The following is a 22731-nucleotide window of genomic DNA, read 5'->3' as shown; positions in this document are numbered from 1 at the left end:
GAAGAAATAGTGGCCGTTCTTTCAGCTAAAAATTTGAAAAAGAACTACGGTGAGGTCAATGTTATTTCTGATCTCAATTTCGAAGTGAACGAAGGTGACTTTACGGTTTTGGTGGGGCCATCTGGCTGTGGCAAATCAACGTTGTTGCGCATGATCGCTGGATTGGAAGAGATAACTGATGGCGAACTGCTAATCGACGGGCGCAAAGCGAACAATTTGCACCCGCGTGAGCGTGGCATTTCAATGGTGTTTCAGTCATACGCGCTTTATCCGCATATGACGGTTTTCGACAATATTGGCTTTGGCTTGAAACTCGAGGGCCGCAACAAAAAACAAATTGCAGATGCTGTTCATGAGGTCGCCGATAAACTCCAACTTGACGCGTTGCTTCAGCGCCGGCCCGCTCATCTATCTGGCGGGCAACGCCAACGTGTCGCCATTGGACGCGCGATTGTGCGTAAACCACGTATCATTTTGTTTGATGAGCCATTGTCTAACCTTGACGCGAAATTGCGTGTGGAAATGCGGATGGAGCTGATGAAATTTCATCGCAGCCATAACATCACGTCAATATATGTGACGCACGATCAGGTTGAAGCGATGACCATGGCCGACAAAATTGCGGTGATGGAAAAGGGATATATCCGGCAATTTGACAGTTCGAAGAACTTGTTCGAAAAACCGGCAAACACCTTCGTTGCCAGCTTTATCGGTTCGCCACAAATGAACGTGTTTGAACTTTCCAACATTGAAGACGGCACGATGTCGACGAGCGAAGGCGCAAAGCTAGTGCTCGCAAACAGCATGGATAAAACCCAATTGGGCAACGCTAAATCGTTGGGCATTCGACCCGAGCACTTGTCCCTTTCAAATGATGATGCAGGGGGTAATCTACTCGCAACGGTCGACCTGATTGAGAGTTTGGGTGATGAATCAATTGTTCATTTCATCGCCGGAGAACAGCGGATCACTGGGCGCTTCTACCACGCCATCGACTGCAAGGTGGGAGATGAAGTAAATCTCAGCTTTAACCCGAAAAGCGCGCATTTGTTCGACAGCAACGACAGCCGCATTGCCTGAATTAGTCAGGCTTTGCTATATGTCGTTTTTTCGGAAGTGCTGAGCGACAGTACGAGTTGTATGGGCGACCATAGTGGTTAGCGCTTGGCGTTCGCGCATGCACTTGCTAAACAAGTAAATCAACATGTGAGTATATGCACACCAATTGAAATGAACTGGCTTAAGCTATTGACCAAACAGCCCTCTCTCAAAATGATTGCTGAGCGCACTGGCTTTGCTGTAACCACCATTTCAAAGGCGCTGCGCGATGCGCCCAATATTTCGCAAAAAACAAAACAATATGTGCGCAGCATTGCTGATGAATTGGGGTATCAACCAGACCGTGCCGGCGTGTCGTTGCGTACTGGCAAAACAAACAAAATCGTTTTGCTTATGCCGCTTGAGCATGAGATTTCGGATTTTTCACGTCGTTTGATTTTGGGCATGGCGCGCATTTTGGAGCGGACGCCATATGAATTGGTGTTCCACCCCATTTTACCCGATCATACTGAACTAGATGAAATCAAAAAAATCGTGCGAAACCGCTCGGCGGACGGGTTGGTTTTAGCTCAAACTGCGCCGAATGATCCGCGCATTTTATACGCGCAGGAACACAATTTTCCCGTGGTCACCCACGGTCGAACCTGCATTGAAACCGCGCACGCCTTTTACGATTTTGACAACCAAATGTTCGCCTATCTTGCAGGAATGCGTTTGGCTGAATTGGGTTGCAAATCAATTGGTCTGCTGGCACCAGAAAAAGACTTAACTTACTATCAGCACTTGCTGGCTGGACTACACCAAGTTGTTGAAGAAACCAGCTGCGAAATTTCAAGTTTTCGGGCGCAAGCTCAACCTGGTGGCGACTATGTGCGTTGGCTACGCGAAGAAACGCTTTGTGCTATGCAAAACGGGACAATGCCCCAAGGTGTGATCTGCTCGGGCGAAATGGCGGCAATGGCGGTAATTGACGGCGTCAGTTCGGCAGGTGGTAAAGTGGGACATGACGTAAAAATCATCTCCAGGAAGACCTCATCTCTGCTTGAATATCTTCACCCCCGCATTGAGTGGGTCGAAGAAGATTTGATTCAAGCAGGCGAACATTTGGCGCAGTTTTTGTTGCAACGTATTAAGGGAGCGGACCCAGAGGAACTTCAATTCATAAGTCCGCCCGCTTTGAGTTGGTAGAATTACCCAAAAGCTGCGGCTAGGGTAATAATTTCAAACGGCTTCAATTCAATTTCGAGCGTACCATGCTGATTAATGGGGCACGAAGAAATATCCTGTTCAAGCAGATTGACGATACGTACTTCTTTCAAGCGACTATCTAGCTGCACAGTGAAACGCGTGCGTTTTCCTGCCTCTTCACAGAGTCTGAAAACAGCATCTAAGCCATTGTCACCCAATTTTGCCGCGTGGAGAACGACATTGTCTGCATCCCAGGTGATTGGTGGGATTGATGCTTCTGGTGCGGTTGATCCGATTTCGCCTTTGAAAGTAAGGGGTGAGGAAAAATCCATGGCTTTTCGGTTGATTTGTTCAACTAAATTCGGCCCATCTTTGATTGTAATGGCGTAGCGACAAAGATGTTCTTCCTGATCTGCAGATGGGTGCGGATAGATGCCTGATTTAATCAATGTAATGCCAAATTGAGTGTCTTTAGCACCATAGCCATACTTGCAATCATTGAGCACGCCGACGGCAAAATCCGTTTCCGCAAAAGCCACCCAACGGTGCATGCTTGCTTCAAATCGAGCCTCGTCCCAACTTGTGTTGCGGTGCGTGGGACGACTAACGTGCCCAAATTGAATTTGGGATTTGATATGATCGGTGACCACGTCGAATTCAAACTCAGCCTTCAATAAGGATTGGCTTTCTTTCCAATCGGCGTAAAAATCGAACTCTACTTGGCGCGCATCGGCGGCCAAAGAGATGATCTGAACCACTTTTGATTGGTTGTACTGACGCTCAATTCGCAATGCTGCGCGGTGGGGTCCGGTTTCGATTACTTCGATATTGGTTGCTTGATCAACAGGCCAAGATTGTTCTTCATAAAACCAATCGACATCCCAAGCGTCCCAATTTAATGGTTTGTCCTCATAAACGCGTAACTGATTGCCCAACGTGCCTTCGCGTAACACTTCTCGTTTGGCAGTTTTGTCGTAAATTGAGGTGATCTCGCCATTCTGGTCCAATGTGACACGCAAAAAGGCATTCTCTAAACGTTGGTCGTCGATTGCCAATTCAACAAGTTCATTGTCCGCTGCGTCGGCTGCTTGAACGCTGAGCTGCGCTAAAGGTGCGACAATTGCCAACGGTACAGCCTGCAGCGATGTGCCGTCCGCACGGTGGATGGTCTGCAGGGAACGCTCTTTGGTGCCGACTAAGACAGCTTTAGCTTTTTGATTGGCGTCAAAATGCACAAGGCAATTTCGGCGCTGAATTCCAACGCTGTTTAACAATTTGCTGTCGCCAAGGGCTAGAGATGCGAGCGAAGCATAAAGCGTTTCGCCACGAGCAAACATGTTTGCGTAGTCGTTGTCGCTGTCCTCATAAACTTCAGGAATTGACGTGCCGGGCAGAATGTCATGGAACTGGTTGAGCTGTAATATCTTCCAAAGCGCATCAATTTCAGTGAGTGCTTGATCGATGTCGCTTCCATTTAGCTTGCCCAAAACTGTAAGCAATTCCAGCTCACGCAACATATGTTCGCCATTGGCATTGTGGCGTTTGTTTTTGGCCAGCGAGGTGAGGGTGCCACGATGGTACTCGAAGTATAACTCGCCGACCCATCGCGGAAACTGTTTGTCGCTATTTTCGATTGTGTTACGCAAACGATCAAAATAGGGGCTGATACCTTCCAGCTTGACGTTAGGTAGTCCAGGGACACCTTTTTGCATGCGTTTGGCGTTTTCAAGCATCGTCTTACAAGGCCCACCACCACCGTCGCCATGGCCATAAGGAACAAGAACGTTTTGGTTTAGTGCTTTTGGCTCATATCTGTTCCAAGCGCCGACTGCCGAACTGACGTCAAGGTGAGGGCCATAGTCGGTCCGGTGATCCCCGCGTTCGCCCTTGTCGTCAGTTTGAGCGGTGATGAGAAAAGCGGTAACGCTGGAGCCATCAATGCCCTGCCAATCAAACGTATCGTAAGGCATGCGGTTTGCGTCGTTCCATGAACATTTGGACGTAACAAATATATCTAACCCGCTTTGGGTCATAAGCTGCGGAATGGCTGCGGTATAACCAAACGTGTCTGGTAGCCACAAAATGCGAGGGGTGATGCCGAATTCTTTTTGTTGAAAGGCAACGCCGCGCGTAATTTGGCGGACTAAAGATTCACCGGAAATGAGATTAACATCCGGCTCCAGCCACATCGCGCCTTCTATTTCAAACTGGCCCGATTTAACGTGAACTTTAATCCGTTCAAACAGTTCGGGTGCATCTTCTTTCAACCATTCAAACAGGATGCATTGGTTGTACATGAAGACGAACTCTGGATACTCGTCCATCAGTTTACATGCGGTTGACATGGACCGCACCATTTTTTCCCGCGTCTGCGAAATTGGCCAAAGCCATGCCACGTCAATGTGGGTGTGCCCCACCAACGAAAGAGTCGGTTTATCTGTGTTAGTTCCCCCGTCAAATAGCTCGCTCGCAATCGCAAGGGCTTGTTTGACAGAAGTTGAAAACAGTTCGTTACGGCTCCGCATATCAACTGTGTTCAGTGCCTTGTCGATGAGATTGAACATCTTGTGTCGACGCGCATCATTTTCATTCAAGCGAACGGCGGCCTCAAACGATATGGACAAATCATAATATAGGTCTGCTGCATCATCATGTTGTTCACACCATGCCAATGAAATGCCCAATTGGCGTTCGATCTCAGCGGTGTAAGCATTGACGTGAATGGTTGCTTTTCCTGTCGCCATAGTTGACTTGGGAAGATAAAGCTCTCGGTGATAACCATCAAACGCTTGGCAGAGTTTTCCATCGAGCCAGACCTGACATTGTGGATCAGTGCGACCTAGAAGGATCTCATTTTTAGCGATCAGCTTCACAAAAGGGGTGATCCCAGATTGGGCCTTAGGTACAGCCAGCTCTGCTGCGAACCAGTGGTGACCCGTTGGTGTTCCCCAAGCAAAGTCGTCGCCAATTGTGTCCCATTTGCGCCAGTCCTCTTGGATAACAGTCGCAGCCGGCGCGTCGGTCAACTGCTCATGCAATTCAAGTTTATCCGGGCCTTCTCGCCACGCCATTTTTTTGAGCAGAACGAGTTGATGCTTTAGTTTTGTGGATAATTTTTTATCGTACATAATATTGTGCTGGTCCGGCTTGAATAAATTGGAGTGGGACTGATTAGGCAGTGATTGCATTGCTGGACTGGTCAAATCGGTGCAAATTGTCTTGCTGAAAGACAACGCCGATCTTTTCGCCCACATTGGTTTCATCAATGCCAGCAACCCGAACCACAAATGGGTTTTGTGCGCCGTGATTTAGATAAAACATTGTGTCCGACCCTAAACGTTCAACCACCTCAATGGTGCCAACCAGATGTGCAGCTTTGTCGGCGTTGGTAACGCTGACATGTTCGGGGCGAATGCCATATGTTTTGGCATCAGGATGAAGAGACGCTTTGGGTAAGTTGAGGGCTTTGTCTTCGTGATCGACAAAGTTCATTTTTGGCGATCCGAGAAACCCTGCAACAAACAGGTTTGTTGGATTTTTATACAACTCAAGCGGGGAACCAACTTGTTCAACGCGGCCTGCGTTCATTACCACAATGCGATCCGCAAGCGTCATCGCTTCGACTTGGTCATGGGTCACATAAACCATTGTGGTTTTGAGCTTGTGGTGGAGTTTTGCGATCTCAATCCGCATCTCAATCCTTAGGGATGCATCAAGGTTGGAAAGTGGTTCATCGAACAAGAATATTTGAGGATCACGAACGATCGCACGGCCCATCGCTACGCGTTGGCGCTGCCCACCCGAAAGCGCTTTTGGTAGTCGGTCGAGAAGTTGGTTTAAGCCCAGTATACCAGATGCTTTGGCAGTTTTTTCCTTTTTTTCGGCCAGTTCGCGCTTGCGAATTTCAAGACTGAAGCCAAGGTTTCGCTCCACACTCATGTGCGGATAGAGCGCGTAGGACTGGAACACCATCGCGATGTCACGTTCGCGCGGCTCTAGGTCATTGACGCGTTCATCGCCAAAAAGCAGGTCGCCGGACGATATGGTTTCCAGACCCGCAATCATGCGAAGAAGAGTGGATTTGCCACAGCCCGATGGACCAACAAGCACAACAAACTCTCCGGCACCGAACTGGAGATTGATGTCTTTGAGAACATGAATAGGGCCGAAGCTCTTATTGACTTGATTAAGTGTAATTCCGGTCATGATCAGCCTTTCACCGCGCCTGCGGTCAATCCCTGTACGAGGAAGCGTTGGATGAGGATAAAGAACAGGCAGCTTGGAATGAGCGCCAAAGTGCCCGCTGCCATCATTTGTCCCCAGTCCACCGCGAACTTGGAAACGAAGGTTTTTAAACCTACTGGGAAGGTCATTTTGTCATTTGAATTGGTCAGCATAAGTGCGAACAAAAGCTCACTCCACGCCGCTGTAAAGATGAAACCTAGCGTTGCGGCCAAGCCCGGCAAAGTGAGTGGAAAAATTACCTTGCGTAATGCTTCAAAACGCGAGCAGCCATCAATCATTGCGGCTTCTTCGAGGTCTTTGGGAATACCGTCAAAAAAGCTCTGCATTAAAAAGGTAGCAAAAGGCACATTGAATGCCGTGTATACAATGATCAATCCGGTCAACGTATCCAGCAAATGTAGGCCGGCCATGATTTTGAATATTGGCGCAATGATCATCAAAAGCGGGAACATTTGAGTGATCAACATTACCGCGATCACAATCGCTTTGCCTTTGAAGTGAAAGCGCGAAAACGCGTAACCTGCGGCCGTTGCCACAATAGTTGTGAAGAACGCAGTGCCTAAACTGACAATCAAAGAGTTCTTAAAATACACCAAGAAGTCAGTAAGAAACAAAACCGATTGGAAATTGTCTAAGGTGAACGCTGAAGGCCAGAATTTTGTGCCTTCAGTGTAGATGAGTTTGTCCGGCGTAACGGCAATTTTGACAAGCCAATAGATCGGGAACAAAGCGAAAAGAACATAAAGCGCTATCGCTAAGTAGCGCAAACTGCCCGTGACGGAGAATTTTGCTTTGGCGTGCATGCTCTATATCCCCTTAACCAGATGTTTTCTCATCTGAATGATGACCATCGCGTAGGCCAGCAACAACACCAGCAGTGCAATAGCGAGGGCTGAAGCGTAGCCAAAATCTAGGCGTCTAAAGGCCGTTGTGAAGATGTATGATGAGACGATGTGGGTGGAGTTTGCCGGTCCGCCGCCAGTCATGATGTAGATAAGGTCGGCAAAGTTGGCGATCCAAATCGTGCGCAACATGACGGTAATCGCAATTGTCGGTGCTAAAAACGGAATGGTGATTTTTGCAAATGACTGCCAAGCGCTCGCGCCATCAATTGCGGCGGCTTCATAAAGATCTTTTGGGATCGATTGAAGTGCGGCCAGCAAGGTGATCGCGAAGAACGGAATGCCAAACCATACATTGGCAATAATTGGTCCCCACATGGCGATACTTGGGTCAGCCAAAATGTTCGTCGGCTCGTCCATGATGCCAAGTGCTGTCAGCCAATGCGGAATTGGCCCAATAATTGGGTTGAACAGCCATGCCCAATTCAGGCCAGATAGAAATGCGGGCACGGCCCACGGCAAAAACACTAAGCCTTGTACAAGTCCGCGCCCGACAAAGGGTTTGTTCAATAGAAGCGCTAACCCCAATCCCAAAAAAAACTGAAAGACCAAAGAGCCAATCGTCCACCAAGCCGTGTTGCTCAATGCTTTCCAGAAAAGACGATCCGAAAACAGCTTTTCGAAGTTCGCCAAGCCAACCCAGCCCGTTTCAAACGGGTTGAGGAGGGAAATGGACTGAAATGCATAGGATATGCCAACGATGAGGGGCACCAACATGACCAAGGTGATCAGAATGATCCCCGGGGACAAATACAAATATGGCTCCAAAAGCCATTTCAGTTTTTTGAGGGACTTCTCCCGGCTTTTGCCGGGAGAAGGGGAGAGCGCCGAGGTCATTGAGCGTTTTTCCAGTCTTGATATTCTTTGGTCAAGAAGTCTGCCCACTCATTTGCAAGATCTTCCGCTGTGCGTGAGCCCAACAGTGCTTCTTGGCTTGATGCGATGGCCAACTCTTTGAATACACCAAAGTTTTTCAGGTAGATCGGCATAATGGTTGGAATATAATCGTCACCATTAAGCGTGTCGAACCAGCCTTTGAACTGTGCAGTTGCAAAGTGGCTGTCTTGCTCCGCGCCTTTATGAATTGGAATAACGCCAACGCGTTTTGTCCAAGCAAGGTTTGAAGTTGGAGAAGACAAATGCTGTACGAGTGCTACTGCTTCGTCTTGATGTTCAGTTGATTTGAACACTGACCATCCAGCGAACCCAATTGTTGGGAATGCTTTGCCTGATGGACCAACTGGCATTGGCGTTACAGCAAAGTCAGCTGCGTCCATACGTTCAGCGACAGAGATCAAGGCATCAGGATCTTGGTCAAGGAATGCGCAAGTACCAGAATAGAAGCCAGCAACGATTTCGTTGAAGCCCCAGTTTACGCTGTCTTTCGGCGCATAACCTTTTTGGTACATATCCATTAGGAATTGGATACCCTCAATGGAGCCTTTTTCGTTCAAACGGCTTTTGCCGTCTTCTGTGAAGAACTCGTTTGAGCCATTCATGGTTGCAGCATACATGATCCAGCCGTTCAGGCCGCCACCGCCACCGCGCAAGCAGTAGCCAGATTTGCCTGGAAGAGCTGACACTTTAGCCGACGCATCCATGAATTCCGCCATTGTGTGCGGTGGATTTTCTACACCAGCTTCTGCCAGAAGCTTTTTGTTGTAGAACATAGCTCGTAGGTAGAAACCATAAGGCAATGTATATGCTTTACCACCAGCCAAACGGCCCATATCTAGGGTCTTTTGTGCCAATGTGCCGCCGTGTTCCCAACTTGCGATGCTTGCATCAAGGTCAAGAAGCAAATCATTGCCCGCATATAGCGCTAACCAGCTGTCAGGCATTTCAACGACGTCAGGTATTTCGCCACCTGCCACCATGGTGGAAAGTTTCTCGAATGCTTCGCCCCAAGGCAGCGATACGATTTCAACATCTACGCCAGGATTGTTTGCTTCATATTCAGAAACGAGCGCGTTCAGTGTTTCTGTTCGCGCTGGGCTTGTGATGACTTCAACAAGCTTGAGTTTCGTTTCGGCCAAAGCAGCGCCTGCTGACAATGTTGCAGCAAGAATTGCGCTTGTGGCCACTGTACGGAATAAGTTTTTCACTCTTTCCTCCCTCTAGATTACGTCACATTATTGTGACGCCTTAACTCCCGGAACGTCCGGAAACTGCTCGTTTGGCCAATTTGTACATCGTTGTATTAGTTGGCCAAATAATATCTGCGTCGCCGGGTTTTATCCCAGCAACAATTTCGTTTGCTGCTCAGTGCTATCCAAAATTCGCTCAACGGCCTCCACGGCTGCCGCAGAATTTCCACTCACCACCGCGTCGGCTAAATCTTTGTGCAGGGGAATTGAGGGTAGCCCATAGCTATTGTCCATGAACGGCTCGATATAATGTTGATGAAATGCGCTGTGCACTTGCTCAATCAACTGCTCAAATAATGGGTTGCCGGATGCCGCGTATATAGCTCTGTGAAAATTTGCGTCAGCCTGATGCCACGGTATTCCTTTTTCCACAAACTCAAACAATGTCGCTAGCGTATCGCGAATTTTGGTCCGGTCTTGCTCAGTCGCATTTTTTGCAGCGAGCTGCACCACTTCCTTTTCGAGCGCACGGCGTACTTGTTGAGTACGCAAAAGCCCTTCGGCTTCAAACTGCAACACAACGGGAACATGGACAGAATTGGGCACAATATTCATCGCCAAAATGGTGCCGACGCTGGTGCGCCGTTCCACAATGCCAAGATTTTCCCAAACTTTAAGGGCTTCGCGAACGGTGGAGCGCCCAACTTTTAGTTTGGCGGCGAGTTCTGTTTCGATGGGAAGCTTGTCCCCGACCTTAAGTCCTGCCTGCTCGATCATAACGGCAAGCGCTTCAAGCACCTCAACATCACGCGTACGCCGTTTGATAGGGCGCAAATATTGCGATGCAGAAACAGCAGGTCTTGGCGGTGTTGCTGTCATTTCGTTCGGCATAATTCTCTTTGTGCGTTAATTCCTTTGTCTGACAAAGCCACAAAACGTTAAACCTGTCAATACCGGCCATGGGATAACCTTGGGTGTTGCATTGGCTTACGTCGTTGTGAAATGACGCTAACAGTGAAATTGCGCTCGGGTCTGTTTTTGATTTTCTCGATACCGGTTTGCACTTATCGGTTTTGTCTGGTTTGGTGGAAACGTTAACGAGAAGTTAACTTGCAAAGGGAACTCGATCATGAACTTAAGCGCACCAACAGTAATCGTATTTGTAATTTCACTTGTATTAGCGGTCATTGGCGTATTGGCAGCACTCTCCATATTTTCGTTCTTGCCAATAGCATCGGTTTGGGTGGTCACCGCGGCTTATGTTGTTTTGGCAGCCGGTTGCTTGATGAAGGGTGTCTAGACCTTCGCATTTTTAGGCGGCCGGGTGAAAACTCGACCGCCCCTTCTATTGCTTGCGCCTGACTTCCGGCATAATAGAAGAATTATGGCCCATTTGGAGTTATAATTTGCTTCTTTCAGATGATTTTCAGTGATATCAATCCATTGCCCTAAAATCGGCAAAGAGCGAATTTGAGCAAATAAAGTGCGGCAAGAATTGACCAACAGTAATAAATTGCAGTCCCCGCCTGAACTCGATCTCCTGAATGGCGATACGCTTGATGTTAAGGGTGATTGGACGGCAGGCGGCCTTGTTGACGGCGGCCCAAGTTTTGAGACAGATGATTTTTCTAAAAAAATGCAGCCAAACTCCAGTTTGACATGCGATCTTTCTAACGTTTCGCAGATGGATACTTTTGGCGCGGTGGCGCTTGCTGAGCTTGGCAGAGAGATAATCCAAAAAGGTCACAAGGTTGAGTTTTTAGGCGGACAGCCGCGCCATATCGCCCTTGTCAACAAATTGGTGGAAATGGATGTTTCTGAGGCACCCGAAGTGCAAACCCGCCCCGTCCTACCTATTGATGCCCTTGGACGTATTGTTGTTGAGGCAGGGTCTGAAGGCGTGGATTTTGTTGCGGTCCAGGGACGCATTATTGTGTCCTTTTTCAACATGCTGGCTTTGCGCGGCCCGATAAGCATCGCCGCCATTGTTAATCAGTTTCAAGAAATTGTTCTCCGCGCTATTCCAATCGTTATCCTGATTTCATTGGTTGTTGGCGTTATTTTGACCCAACAATCTGTTGATCAATTGAGGAATTTTGGCGCCATAATTTTTGTGGTCGATTTAAGTGGTATATTGATGCTGCGCGAGGTTGGCATTTTGCTTGCCGCCATTATGGTCGCTGGTCGATCTGGATCAGCGATTACCGCAGAGATTGGCGCGATGAAAATGCGCGAAGAAATCGATGCGCTTGAGGTTATGGGTTTGGATACCTATCGTGCTGTTGTGATGCCGCGTGTGATGGCGTTGATTGTTGGGCTGCCTATTCTGGGCCTGGTCGGCGCTATCGCGGGCATAACCGGAGCGGCCCTTGCCGCACGTGTTTCCGGCGGGATCGCGTTCGACGTCTTTTTGGCGCGACTAAATGATGTGGTCAATTTGCAGATTGTTTTGGTGGGGCTAATCAAAGCGCCGTTAATGGCGTTGGCAATTGCCATCATTTCGGTTGAAGAAGGATTGCAAGTTTCAGGCTCAACCCAATCTCTTGGTCGACATACGACCGCTTCTGTTGTGAAATCAATATTCATGGTGATCGTTCTTGATGGCTTGTTTGCGGTCTATTTTGGAGCAATTGGATTTTGATACAGGACGTAAATTCCGCCCCCATTATTAGTTTGTCTGAACTCAGCGTTGGTTTTGGGGATCGGCTGGTTTTGGATGGGCTTTCATTTTCAATTCGACGCGGTGATGTTGTTGGCGTAATTGGTCCCTCTGGCTGTGGTAAATCTGTGTCAATGCGTGCTCTTTTGGGGCTTGTGCCAACACGATCTGGATTGATAGAAATTTTGGGAAAAGACCTTGCAAAAGTTGAACCCAAAGAACTGGTGAAAACGCGGCAAAAAATTGGGGTCCTGTTTCAACAGGGTGCTTTGTTTTCATCTTTGACAGTGCAAGAAAACGTCGAATTGCCGATGCGGGAGCATTTTCGCCTTAACCCCGATTTGATTGGCCAAACGGCGCGGGCTAAAATCGAAATGGCTGGCTTGCCGAAACACGCGGCAAATCTTTATCCTTCCGAACTATCTGGCGGTATGATAAAAAGGGCTGCGCTGGCGCGCGCATTAGCTTTAGATCCGCAACTGCTGTTTTTAGACGAACCTACAGCCGGTCTGGACCCTATCGGAGCTGCTGCATTTGATAATCTTATTTTGGAGTTGCGCGCGGCGTTTGACTTAACGGTCTTCATGATCACCCATGACTTAGATAGTCTAGGGGCCATTTGCGACGATCTGGTGGTCCTCTCAAAGGGTAAGCTAATGTGTCAGGGAACGTTAAATGAAGTTCGAATGCACGATGACCCTTGGATAAAACAATATTTTGGTGGTCCGCGTGCGCGCCGCATTGGAGAGAAATAGATGGAAAGTAAAGCAAACTACTCACTTGTGGGGCTTATTTCTTTGGTTGTGATGTTGGTCACTGGCGGATTCATCTATTGGTTTGCCATTCTTGATAGCAACGTCGCCACGGCGAAATACAATGTTGTTTTTACGGGTACAGTGACCGGACTTAGTGTTTCGACGCCGGTGCTCTTTAACGGCATCAAAGTCGGACAAGTCCGCTCTGTCAAAATTGACCCTGATGACCCGGGAAAAGTGATTGCCGGTATCGAAGTGGATATAGCAGCCCCAGTTAAGACCGATACCAAGGCTATTTTGGAGTTTCAGGGCCTGACGGGTGTTGCTTTCGTTCAGCTATCGGGTGGTTCATCAGAAGCGGCTTCGTTGGCCCCATCTTCGACCTACAATCCTACAACGATTATTGCGGATAAATCAGATTTTCAATCGATCCTTGACGGCGTGCAAGGCACGATTGTTGGGGCAAGTGTCGCGTTTGAACGATTGAACAAATTTCTTGATGACAACGAAGCTACAACGTCTTCCACTTTGGCCAATATCGAGGCGTTTAGTGCGGCTTTGGCTGCAAATTCTGATGGAGTTGAACAGTTTTTGGCCAGTTTGGCTGGAGCAGGGAAAGAAATTGGTCCGCTAGCTGGCGAATTGCGTGTGCTTTCTGAGCAGTTAAGAGGCATTGTTGGCGATGTCGAACCAGGTAAAGTCGCCAAAATCATCGATGATGTGTCCACATTTACCGAGTCCATTTCGCGCAATTCTGCCAGCGTCGATATGTTCTTTGCGGATGCAACGGAGTTGTCTGCCAGTCTGAATAGTACGTCAGAACAAATTGGCCTGATTACGGAAAATGTTGACGCGATTACGAAGGGCGTCGACCCGAAAACCGTTAAAACGTTTATTGATAATATCGGAGCGATTTCATCAACTCTTGAAAATAATCGAGGCAATCTTGAAACGTTCATTGGCAATATGACAACGGTATCTGATGAGCTAACCAATTCTGTTGCACAAGTTCGTTCAATCGTTGATGCTGTGGACAAAATGGCTAACAATGCAGATGATGAGGGACTGTTCACGCAGCTGTCGACTGCTGCTACTGCCATTCAGGTGCTTGCAGAAAACCTTGATAGTCGGACATCGACAATTGCCTCGGGCTTAAATAGATTTACCAGCGGTGGACTTGCGGAGTACCAAGCACTTGCCTCGGACGCGCGCGCTACATTGCGTCGACTTGATAGTGTATTGTCAAAAATTGATCGCAATCCACAAGGGCTAATCTTTGGCGGGGATACAGTGCGGGAGTACAATAAGAGATGACACAGGACATGAAACTTCAATCCAGACGTTTATTTTTACTTTCTGGCGCGGCTTGTCTATCGTTGCCGGTGGCTGGTTGTACGCTGGCGGCGTTGCCGCCTGAGACCTATGATCTGACGTCCGCTACGGCCCAAAAGGTGCGGCGTAGAAGCTCTAGAACTGTAGTGATTACACGTCCAGAAAGTGTTCAAACCTATGACACGGAACGTGTTGTTGTTCGGGCACCCGGCGGTGTTCTTAGTTATCTGCCTGAGGCGCAATGGTCGGACAAATTACCACTTCTGATTCAGACGCGCTTGTTGCAAACTTTTGAAGACGCAGCATTTCCAAATGTAGGCCGCCCCAATGATCAATTGTCAGTCGACGTTACACTGGCCACTGAAATTCGAGCATTTGAGATTGACACCACAGGTAGCCCCAGTGCTTCAGTAAAGCTTTCGGCCAAGCTTGTGAATGAACGCCGAGGCAGTATTTTTGCAAACTCCGTCTTCGCGGCAACAGTTCCGATAAGTTCCAACGTAGACACTGGCGCAATAGTCGGTCTGAATAGCGCTCTAAACGATGTCTCATTGCAAATTCTGAACTGGAGTGCTGCTAAGGCCTGATCTGTCGGTTGTAACCCTGCCGGTGTTTTTTAAAATTGACCGTCCAAATTACTGAATTCGTGCAGTCAGAACCGCACCTAGTTCATATTTGTATGATGCCAAAGGTGAGGTAGATGTTCCAAACTGACAGTATTGCTGGTCCCGTTATTCACATATATGTGAACAACGAAACCTTATTAAGTAAACAATCATAATTTCGTCGTATGGTGATGGTCAGTTTTATATCGTAGCCAGAATTTTCTTGTTATTGTTGTTGCAGTATGTTTTGATTCTCAAGAAATTATTTTCACTCGGATTTATACTAAATAGTTACCAATGTATTAACACGTATTGCGCGTGTTGGGTCTGGTAGATTTAATGTGTTGCGAGTATTATGAGAATTGAAATGGGAAAGTTGGAGTGGGATTCACAACCGTGAATATGTCGCAAATTAAAGTCGTTCTTGTTGACGACAATGTTGATGAGATTTTTTTGACACAACGTTCGATTATCAAATCGTGCGTTGTTGGTGATTTTATTGCTGAGCGGAACTCTCCTAATCTAATAAATCTGTTGGAAACCCTTGCAACGGATGAGGATGAGCTAGACAGGATTGTCATCTTGATGGACATCAATATGCCTCGACAAGATGGGTTTGAGACTTTGCGCAAAGTTCGTGATCATCCAGAATTTGCTGATATTCCAGTGTTTATGTATTCAAGTTCTCATGCTGAATCTGACAAAACCAAGGCCGCAGAGCTTGGAAGTGATGGTTACTTAAGTAAGCCAATCGATCCAGCCGCGTTTTTTAAGTCCTGTGCTGAAAATCCAAATCTCGCAAAATTTATGTCGGCATAAATTCAAGATTATGAGATTCAGGTGAAGCGCTTTTGCAAAATTTTGAGTTTAGAACTCGTCTGTTTGATACAGGACGGGCTCCATTTTTAGTGTGTTTCGACAAACATTGTTGAACTTGCTGATGAATTTCCATTTTTATATTTAACGCATGCCTAATGTAATAGTTCGCTTTTATTAGGAAATTTTATATTTTCGATAGGCACACTGTTCGTCTGAAAGCGGATTGAAACTCCGTTTGTAAACCTGACATGAGGCGACGAGCGACATGAAACATGCGACTGCTGCTGACGAACTTTCTGAAACAACCTTTGTTATGGTTGACGACAATGTCGATGAAATATTCCTGACGCGTCGAAAAGTGCGTCGCGAGGGAATTGTCAATCGGTTTGTATCTGAACGACACCCCGAAAAACTGTTCGACTCTCTTAACGAGTTAGTTAAGATCGGTGTTGAAAAATCCAGTTTTATGATTTTGCTGGATGTAAACATGCCGCGAACCAACGGCTTTGAGTTGCTGCGAAAAATCAGAAAACATCCCGATTTTGGAAGTGTTCCTGTGATTATGTTTTCTGCATCTGATGATGAGGCTGACATTTTTGAAGCGATGGAGCTCGGGAGCGATGGATATATTGTGAAGCCATTTACATCCGAAGAGTTTTTCGCGGCACTTTCAGGTGTGCCTCGTGTGAAAAAACGTCTTCTCATGTAGCTTAATTGTTCAGTGCTTTAACGACGATTTCTTTATTAATCTAATGGCGGGCTAAATTAACATGTCGAATTCGTTCCCTGGATATCTAAAGGCTTTGAATAAGCTGCGCTCTTCGCCTTCAGCGTGGGGCATTCTTGCATTTTCAGTCGCAATTACAGCCCTGGCATCTTGGGTTTCGAACGACCGAATTGTACACACTGCTGAGGAGCGATTTGATTTTAGAGCAGCAGATGTTCGCGAGGTAATTTCCAGCCGTATGCTCGCGCAAGAATCCATTCTTTTGGCGGGCGTCGGATTTATGGTTTCTTCTGCGGAGGTGACCAGAAACGAGTGGGACACGTTCGTTAGAGTTCTTAGGCAAGATAAATATGCCAAGGGTTCGCAGGGATATGGATATTCGATTTTCGTTGAACCCGAAGAAAAAGACGCTATAGAGACTAAAATTCGTGAAGAAGGGTTTCCTGAGTTTGCGATAAAGCCTGAAGGTGCCAGAGATCTTTATTCGGCGATTGTCTTTTTGGAGCCATTTGATGCGCGCAATCAACGGGCATTTGGCTATGACATGTGGTCAAACCCTGTCCGTCGCGAGGCGATGGCGGCTGCGCGTGACGGCGGAGAGCCAGCACTGTCTGGAATGGTCACACTTGTTCAGGAAAATGGCGACGATGTTCAAAACGGGTTTTTGATGTACGCCCCAGTATACAAAAACGGTATGGCGGTGGAAACCGAAGCGGATAGGCGTGCTGCAATTCTTGGGTATGTATATAGTGCATTTAGGGCTGAAGACCTGATGGAAGGCATCTTAAACAGCAGAAATACCGATATTGACTTTCGGATATATGACGCCGCTATGCCAAGCGAAGAAAACCTTCTTTATTCGAGTGATGGTATATACAAGGATATTCAGAATTGGCGGGATCGGCCACAATTCTCGACGGTACAATTGGTTACGGGGGCCCGTACTTGGTTGTTGGAGTTTTCCAGCAAAAGTTCTCTTGTTTCAAACACAGAACAAAGTCAGCCTTATGTTATTGCCATTGGCGGGGGCATTATAAACATACTCATCTTTATGGCGATTTGGTCGCTTTCTCGCAAAGGCGAGGAAGCGCAAAAACTCGCATCCAAGATGACTGCTGAATTGAGATTGGCCAAAGAAGTTGCTGAAGAATCCAGAGAGACCGAAATAAATCTGAGACGAGAGGCGCAAAATACAAACAAGAGACTAGAACTGGCAAATGATGATCTCACGCAGTTTGCATCAATAATTGCACATGATCTGCGCGCGCCGCTCAAACGCATAGAATCCTTTATTCACATAATTCAAGATGAGTATAGTGAGAACATTGACGGTGAAGGAACCGAAATCTTGCGCCGTGTGAGGGCGGGAACAATTAGAATGCGTGATATGTTGGATGCGTTGCACCGCTATACGACATCAGGCGGTAGTTCGCTGCAAAATGAAGTCACGGACATTGGCGCTTTGGTAACGATGGCGATCGATACTTTGCAGCCCGACATTGGTGGTGCCAATGTAATCGTAGATCTTCCAGATCCGCTTTATGCAAGATGCGACGGCCTGCTTTTACAGCATGTACTTTTAAACCTGATCGGCAATGCTCTGAAGTTTTCCGATAAGGAAAACAAGGAGGTAGTTGTTTCGTGTGAAATCTTGAAGGACGGTGTTGTGCAAATGTCTGTTGCGGACAATGGAATAGGCATTGATCCAGAGCACGCACACAAAGTGTTCAATATGTTTGCCAGATTGCATAACGAAGAAGAGTTTGCAGGGACAGGCGTCGGGCTTGCTGTCTGCAAGCGGATCATTGGAGATCTGGGTACTGAAATCTGGATCAATCAGGATCGCGAGATTGGCACAGAAATATTGTTCACACTGCCAAGCGCTGAACTTGACCTAGAGATAAATGACGTTGCGCCGCTAAAGGCATCCGCGGTCTAGTCTTTGGGCTGACATAAATATCGCTCCAACGATGTGCCGGATGATGCCATGTGTAAATCATTGATCAATTGATAGCTCCGCGATGAAGTCGTAGCGATCACCTCGATATGCAGATGTGGTGACCTCAATGGGACGCCCGTTCGCAAGAAATGATCGGCGTTCAATATGAAGCACCGGGTCGCCGGGTGAAATTTTAAGCAGGGCGGCTTCTTCGTCATTCGCAACGGCGGCATTTAGGCGTTGTAACGCACGCACCGGTTTGTGGCCGCTTTCTTCCAATGCGTCATATAAAGACTCGCCCAGAGCATCCGGACCAGCAGCAAACAGCGGTACGGTAGCGTTTTCAATCGCGAGTGGTTCGCCTTCTGAAAGGCGCACCCGGGAGAGTCGTAAGACCTGTTCGCCGGGGGAAATGCCCAGCTTTAAAACTTCAGACGAGTCTGGCAGCCCGACGGCCTTGCTCAGCAAGACTGAGCTGGACGTCGCGCCGCGGCGCTGCATGTCTGCGGTAAACCCGAGTAGAATGGACAAAGGCTGATCAATTTGCGGCGACACGAAAGTGCCCACGCCATGCTGTTTGGAAATCAGCCCGTCGCCAAGCAACTCTTCAATGGCCTTGCGCACAGTGATGCGCGATAGGCCCGTCGCCTTGACCATGTCACGTTCCGAAGGGAGAGCTTCGCCCCCCCGCAAAGACCCAGATTCGATCAGCTCTCGGATGGTGAAGGCCAATTGTCGATAAAGCGGGTCTGCAGTTCGACTGGTGCGTTGAAGTCGGGCCATAATTTCGTCGATTAAGACTTCCCCCACCTGAGCCGTATGGCGAGAAGGGGGTGATGTTTTGTTTTTGCCCGAAAGGGAACGCGTTTTGCTTGCCATGAATTTGTTCCTAGTTCTCAGTTCGCAGGCGCGGATCGAGTGTATCGCGCAATGCGTCGCCCAGCAGGTTGAACCCGAACGACAAAAACAGAATTGCAAAGCCTGCAAAAATGGCTGGCCACGGCGACAGCAGCAAGAAGTTGCGCCCTTCTGACAACATCAACCCAAGCGATGGCGTTGGGGGTTGCGCGCCGAGCCCCAAAAATGAAAGTGACGCTTCAACCAAAATGGCAGCCGATAGTAAAAGACTTGCTTGAACCAAAATGACGGAAGCTAGATTGGGAAGTAGGTGCGAAAAAATAATGCGCATATCTGTAGCGCCAATAGCCCGAGCACCCATCACGTATTCGCTTTCAACGATCACAAGGGAAGGGCCCCGCAAAAGCCGCGCAAAAATTGGCGTATAAACAATGGCGATGGCAATCGCAGCGCCCCAAGTACTTGGTCCAATCACCGCAATAACACCAATTGCTAAAAGTAGGATCGGGAACGCGAACAAAATATCCATGATGCGCATTACAATGCGATCAAACCAACCGCGATAGTATGCGGCCAACATGCCTAGCAATCCGCCAATCGCGAGCGAAATCCCAACGGCCGAAAGACAAGTAACGAGTGACGTGCGATATCCGTAAACAATACGCGATAGCACGTCACGCCCCAGCTGATCGGTGCCCAAAAAGTTCAGCGCGCCGGGCGGTTTCATTCGCTGTATCATCACCTGTTGGAAGGGGTCCTGGAAGCCTAAAAAGGGAGCAAAGGCCGCCAGGAATAGTTGAAGGGTGACAAATATCATTGCGAAGCTGAGGAGTTTGTTCTGAGTAAGAAATTTCTTCATTGTGAAACCCTCGGATCAATGAAGGCATAAAGTATATCTACGAGGAAATTGACCATCACAAATGAGGTGGTCATGACAAGAATTGAAGCCTGCACCAGCGGATAGTTGCGCTCTGCAATTGCACCAAGAACCAAACGGCCTAGACCCGGAATGGCGAATACTTGCTCAACGACGATTGCTCCGCCTAAGAGGTAGCCTGTCGCGACGCCGACGCTTGTGACAAAGGGGATCAGTGCGTTGCGAAGCGCGTGTTTGTAGACCAAATTGCGGCGAGGAACGCCTTTCGCGCGCGCTGTGCGGATATAATCCTGACCAAGCGCGTCGAGCATTGCGGAGCGCACCAAGCGGGAAAGGTTGGCGAGCATAGGCAAACTAAGGGCGAGCACAGGCAGCGCCATGCGCTGTAAATTTCCCAATGGGTCTTCGCTAAACGGAACGTAGCCGAGTGTCGAGACCCCGGGCAACAATTTGGAAACCGCGAAGATCGACACAATGCCAAGCCAAAAGGATGGAATGGTTAGCCCTGCGATTGCAACAACCCTTACGGCGACTTCGGAGTTTTTGCCGCGCGCTTCCGCCATAAAGCAGCCGATGGGAATTGAAAGACCTGCACCGACTAAAACAGACAGGAAAGTTAGTTCAAGCGTAGGCCAGATGTTTGCGCTGATTTCTGCCATCACTGGACGGCCTGTCCAGATAGATGTGCCAAAATCGCCTTGGACCGCGCCCGCGATCCAATTGAAGTACTGAATGTAGATGGGTTGATCTAAACCAAGCCGCGCCTCAAGTTCGGCAATGCGTCCCGGTGTAATTTCGGTATTCGCGCCCAACATAATGGCGATCGCGTCACCGGGGATGAGTCGGATCATCAAAAACACGATGATCGAGACACCTAGTAAAACGACTGCGAGGTCGATCAATCGGTTTGTGATCGGGCCGAGTGTAGCGCGCATGGGTTTTGACCGTTTCAAATTGCCTGATGAGTATGCGACGCCCGCACATTGGGGCGCCGCGAAGTTGTGGATTATTCGTCTATGCTGACGTTGACCAAGCTGGTCAATCTACCTGTTGGGTAAATCTCGAAGCCCTTAACTTTGGCGTTCACAGCTGTAAACAGATTGCCATAAGCGAGGTGTGCAACTGGACCTTGGCAAGCCAAAGTGCGTTGAGCCGCATCATAGGCTTCTTTACGCTTTGCTATGTCAGTCTCAGTCCGACCAGTATCCAGCAATGCGTCCATATCTGCATTCGCATATTTGAACACATTTGTTGGCCCACCAGAGCGGAATGTTCTGAAGAAATACTGGTCCGGATCTGGATTGCCACCATTGGCTGAAACGAACATGTCAAAGTCTGAGTTGCGCCAATCTTGTACGAACTCACCGATTTCTTTGTTCACCAACTCAACTTCAATACCACCGGCTACTAACTGCTGCTGGATGACTTGAGAAATGTCGCGAGCATCCTGACGTGGAAGCACTAAGATCGACAGCTTGATAGGTGTTTCAATGCCAGCTTCTGCCAACAGAGCCTTTGCGCCATCTACATTGGTTGTGTAGCACGCAAACTCGCTGGTATCTAAAGCCCAACCGGTCAAAGCGGGTGACAGAGGTCCACCCGGTACGCCTGCGCCAAACAACGCGCCAGCGATGATTTCTTCGCGGTTCAATAGCATGTTGATCGCTTCGCGAACCTTGGCATTGCCAAGTGGTTCACGGGTAACGTTCATCCCGAGCAGCGTATAAGAAACGTTGAGCGTGTCATAAAGTTCAACACCAGGCTGTGCTTTCAATTGCAACGCAGTTGCAGGGTCAATACCAGGTAGTATGCCATAGTCGCCACTTGTAAGTCCGACTTGGCGGGTTGAGGCTTCAGGCACAAATTTGAATGTTACGCCATCCAATTTTGGCAAGCCAGCTTCACGATAACCATCGAATTTTGTCAGCGTGATTTCGTTGTTTGGTAGCCATTCAACAAACTTGAATGGACCAGTGCCAACAGGTGTTTGCTGCAGCGCTTCAACGTCGGCTTCCAATTCTGCAGGTACAATAGCAATGGTTGCGAGAGAAGACAGGATCGGCGCGAATGGCGCATCCAACGAAAGTTTTACAGTGAGCGGGTCAATAATCTCGATGCCAGTGATCGGCATAACGCTGGCCGCTTTTGGCGACGCTGTTGCTTCAGCCTGTACGCGACGGATTGAGGCTGCAACATCTTCTGCGTCCATTGCCGAACCGTCGTGGAAGGTGACGCCAGAATGCAGCTTGAATGTGTAGCTCAAATTGTCAGGGGAGATTTCCCAAGATGCTGCGAGGTCAGGTACAACATTCAAACCAGCGTCGATATCGGTAAGTCCTTCATAGACATTACCTTGCACAATGACGACAGAGTTGAATGCAGTGATGAGGTGCGGATCAAGTCCCGCGGGTGATGAGTCAATCGCAACGTTGAGCGTCGCGGCCGTGGCGCTTCCGACTAAAATGGCCGAAGCGGTTAATGCAAGTCCAAGTTTTTTGACAGACATGTTGCCTCCTGTGGTTTCTGCGTCCGATGCTGGACATCGGTTTAGTCCGAGGCGTCTGTTTGGGCGAGAAGGTAATTTACTCCCGCTTTATATATCCAATCTAAGACCACTCTGGACAATATCGACGATATGGTATTATTTTGATTGTGACAAGAGGGATGCGATTCACATAT

The 22731-nt window shown here is 48.2% G+C and carries 20 protein-coding genes; 10 read left to right on the top strand and 10 right to left on the bottom strand.

Going from position 1 to position 22731, the window contains the following annotated elements; genetic code table 11:
- Positions 1 to 9 precede the first annotated feature (9 nt).
- Both ACSHWX_RS00570 and ACSHWX_RS00565 read left to right on the top strand, forming a co-directional pair.
- Positions 10 to 1080 carry an ABC transporter ATP-binding protein gene (locus tag ACSHWX_RS00570; protein ID WP_435666223.1) on the top strand — a complete coding sequence of 357 codons (1071 nt, stop codon included), beginning with the start codon at positions 10 to 12 and terminating at the stop codon, positions 1078 to 1080.
- A 150-nt stretch (positions 1081 to 1230) separates the two neighbouring features.
- A complete protein-coding gene (locus tag ACSHWX_RS00565; RefSeq protein WP_435666222.1) occupies positions 1231 to 2247 on the top strand; it encodes a LacI family DNA-binding transcriptional regulator in 1017 nt (338 codons plus the stop codon).
- 2 nt (positions 2248 to 2249) lie between these two features.
- Here ACSHWX_RS00565 and ACSHWX_RS00560 read toward each other — a convergent pair whose 3' ends face one another.
- The 6 genes from ACSHWX_RS00560 to ACSHWX_RS00535 all read right to left on the bottom strand — a co-directional run bounded on the left by ACSHWX_RS00560 (position 2250) and on the right by ACSHWX_RS00535 (position 10372).
- Positions 2250 to 5375: an alpha-mannosidase gene (locus ACSHWX_RS00560; protein WP_435666221.1), complete on the bottom strand. Its 3126-nt coding sequence runs from the start codon at positions 5373 to 5375 to the stop codon at positions 2250 to 2252.
- 43 nt (positions 5376 to 5418) lie between these two features.
- Positions 5419 to 6453 carry an ABC transporter ATP-binding protein gene (locus ACSHWX_RS00555; RefSeq protein WP_435666220.1) on the bottom strand — a complete coding sequence of 345 codons (1035 nt, stop codon included), beginning with the start codon at positions 6451 to 6453 and terminating at the stop codon, positions 5419 to 5421.
- 2 nt (positions 6454 to 6455) lie between these two features.
- Positions 6456 to 7295 (bottom strand): carbohydrate ABC transporter permease, encoded by an 840-nt coding sequence (locus ACSHWX_RS00550; RefSeq protein WP_435666219.1) that lies wholly within the window; start codon positions 7293 to 7295, stop codon positions 6456 to 6458.
- A 3-nt stretch (positions 7296 to 7298) separates the two neighbouring features.
- Positions 7299 to 8231, bottom strand: coding sequence for a carbohydrate ABC transporter permease (locus ACSHWX_RS00545; protein WP_435666218.1), 933 nt, complete (start codon positions 8229 to 8231; stop codon positions 7299 to 7301).
- Positions 8228 to 9499: an ABC transporter substrate-binding protein gene (locus ACSHWX_RS00540; protein WP_435666217.1), complete on the bottom strand. Its 1272-nt coding sequence runs from the start codon at positions 9497 to 9499 to the stop codon at positions 8228 to 8230. Before ACSHWX_RS00540 ends, ACSHWX_RS00545 begins: the two co-directional genes overlap by 4 nt.
- Before the next feature lie 129 nt (positions 9500 to 9628).
- Positions 9629 to 10372 carry a FadR/GntR family transcriptional regulator gene (locus tag ACSHWX_RS00535; protein ID WP_435666216.1) on the bottom strand — a complete coding sequence of 248 codons (744 nt, stop codon included), beginning with the start codon at positions 10370 to 10372 and terminating at the stop codon, positions 9629 to 9631.
- A 238-nt stretch (positions 10373 to 10610) separates the two neighbouring features.
- Between ACSHWX_RS00535 and ACSHWX_RS00530 the strand changes: the two genes are divergently transcribed.
- The 8 genes from ACSHWX_RS00530 (at position 10611) to ACSHWX_RS00495 (ending at position 18317) form a co-directional block, all read left to right on the top strand.
- A complete protein-coding gene (locus ACSHWX_RS00530) occupies positions 10611 to 10781 on the top strand; it encodes a hypothetical protein (protein WP_435666215.1) in 171 nt (56 codons plus the stop codon).
- Positions 10782 to 10964: 183 nt separating this feature from the next.
- On the top strand, positions 10965 to 12122 hold the full coding sequence (locus tag ACSHWX_RS00525; protein ID WP_435666214.1) for an MlaE family ABC transporter permease: 1158 nt from the start codon (positions 10965 to 10967) through the stop codon (positions 12120 to 12122).
- Complete coding sequence (locus ACSHWX_RS00520) at positions 12119 to 12895, top strand: ABC transporter ATP-binding protein (RefSeq protein ID WP_435666213.1); 777 nt, start codon at positions 12119 to 12121, stop codon at positions 12893 to 12895. The genes ACSHWX_RS00525 and ACSHWX_RS00520 overlap by 4 nt, the downstream gene beginning before the upstream one ends.
- Positions 12896 to 14209: an MlaD family protein gene (locus tag ACSHWX_RS00515; RefSeq protein ID WP_435666212.1), complete on the top strand. Its 1314-nt coding sequence runs from the start codon at positions 12896 to 12898 to the stop codon at positions 14207 to 14209. It begins immediately after the preceding gene.
- 8 nt (positions 14210 to 14217) lie between these two features.
- Positions 14218 to 14814: an ABC-type transport auxiliary lipoprotein family protein gene (locus ACSHWX_RS00510; RefSeq protein ID WP_435666211.1), complete on the top strand. Its 597-nt coding sequence runs from the start codon at positions 14218 to 14220 to the stop codon at positions 14812 to 14814.
- Positions 14815 to 15213: 399 nt separating this feature from the next.
- Positions 15214 to 15651 carry a response regulator gene (locus tag ACSHWX_RS00505; RefSeq protein ID WP_435666210.1) on the top strand — a complete coding sequence of 146 codons (438 nt, stop codon included), beginning with the start codon at positions 15214 to 15216 and terminating at the stop codon, positions 15649 to 15651.
- A 265-nt stretch (positions 15652 to 15916) separates the two neighbouring features.
- Entirely contained in the window at positions 15917 to 16360 is a 444-nt protein-coding gene (locus ACSHWX_RS00500) for a response regulator (RefSeq protein WP_435666209.1), read from the top strand.
- 61 nt (positions 16361 to 16421) lie between these two features.
- Positions 16422 to 18317: a CHASE domain-containing sensor histidine kinase gene (locus ACSHWX_RS00495; RefSeq protein WP_435666208.1), complete on the top strand. Its 1896-nt coding sequence runs from the start codon at positions 16422 to 16424 to the stop codon at positions 18315 to 18317.
- A 57-nt stretch (positions 18318 to 18374) separates the two neighbouring features.
- Here the strand turns inward: ACSHWX_RS00495 and ACSHWX_RS00490 are convergent, their stop codons facing one another.
- The 4 genes from ACSHWX_RS00490 to ACSHWX_RS00475 all read right to left on the bottom strand — a co-directional run bounded on the left by ACSHWX_RS00490 (position 18375) and on the right by ACSHWX_RS00475 (position 22558).
- Complete coding sequence (locus ACSHWX_RS00490) at positions 18375 to 19196, bottom strand: GntR family transcriptional regulator (protein WP_435666207.1); 822 nt, start codon at positions 19194 to 19196, stop codon at positions 18375 to 18377.
- Between the two features lie 10 nt (positions 19197 to 19206).
- Positions 19207 to 19902, bottom strand: coding sequence for an ABC transporter permease (locus ACSHWX_RS00485; protein ID WP_435666206.1), 696 nt, complete (start codon positions 19900 to 19902; stop codon positions 19207 to 19209).
- Between the two features lie 128 nt (positions 19903 to 20030).
- Positions 20031 to 20987, bottom strand: coding sequence for an ABC transporter permease (locus ACSHWX_RS00480; RefSeq protein WP_435666205.1), 957 nt, complete (start codon positions 20985 to 20987; stop codon positions 20031 to 20033).
- Between the two features lie 71 nt (positions 20988 to 21058).
- On the bottom strand, positions 21059 to 22558 hold the full coding sequence (locus ACSHWX_RS00475) for an ABC transporter substrate-binding protein (protein ID WP_435666204.1): 1500 nt from the start codon (positions 22556 to 22558) through the stop codon (positions 21059 to 21061).
- Positions 22559 to 22731: the final 173 nt, after the last annotated feature.

Source organism: Maritalea sp., assembly GCF_051251695.1.
Lineage (GTDB): Bacteria > Pseudomonadota > Alphaproteobacteria > Rhizobiales > Devosiaceae > Maritalea.
The sequence above is the reverse complement of the archived record's forward strand: the minus strand, read 5'-3'. Positions and strand labels throughout refer to the sequence as shown.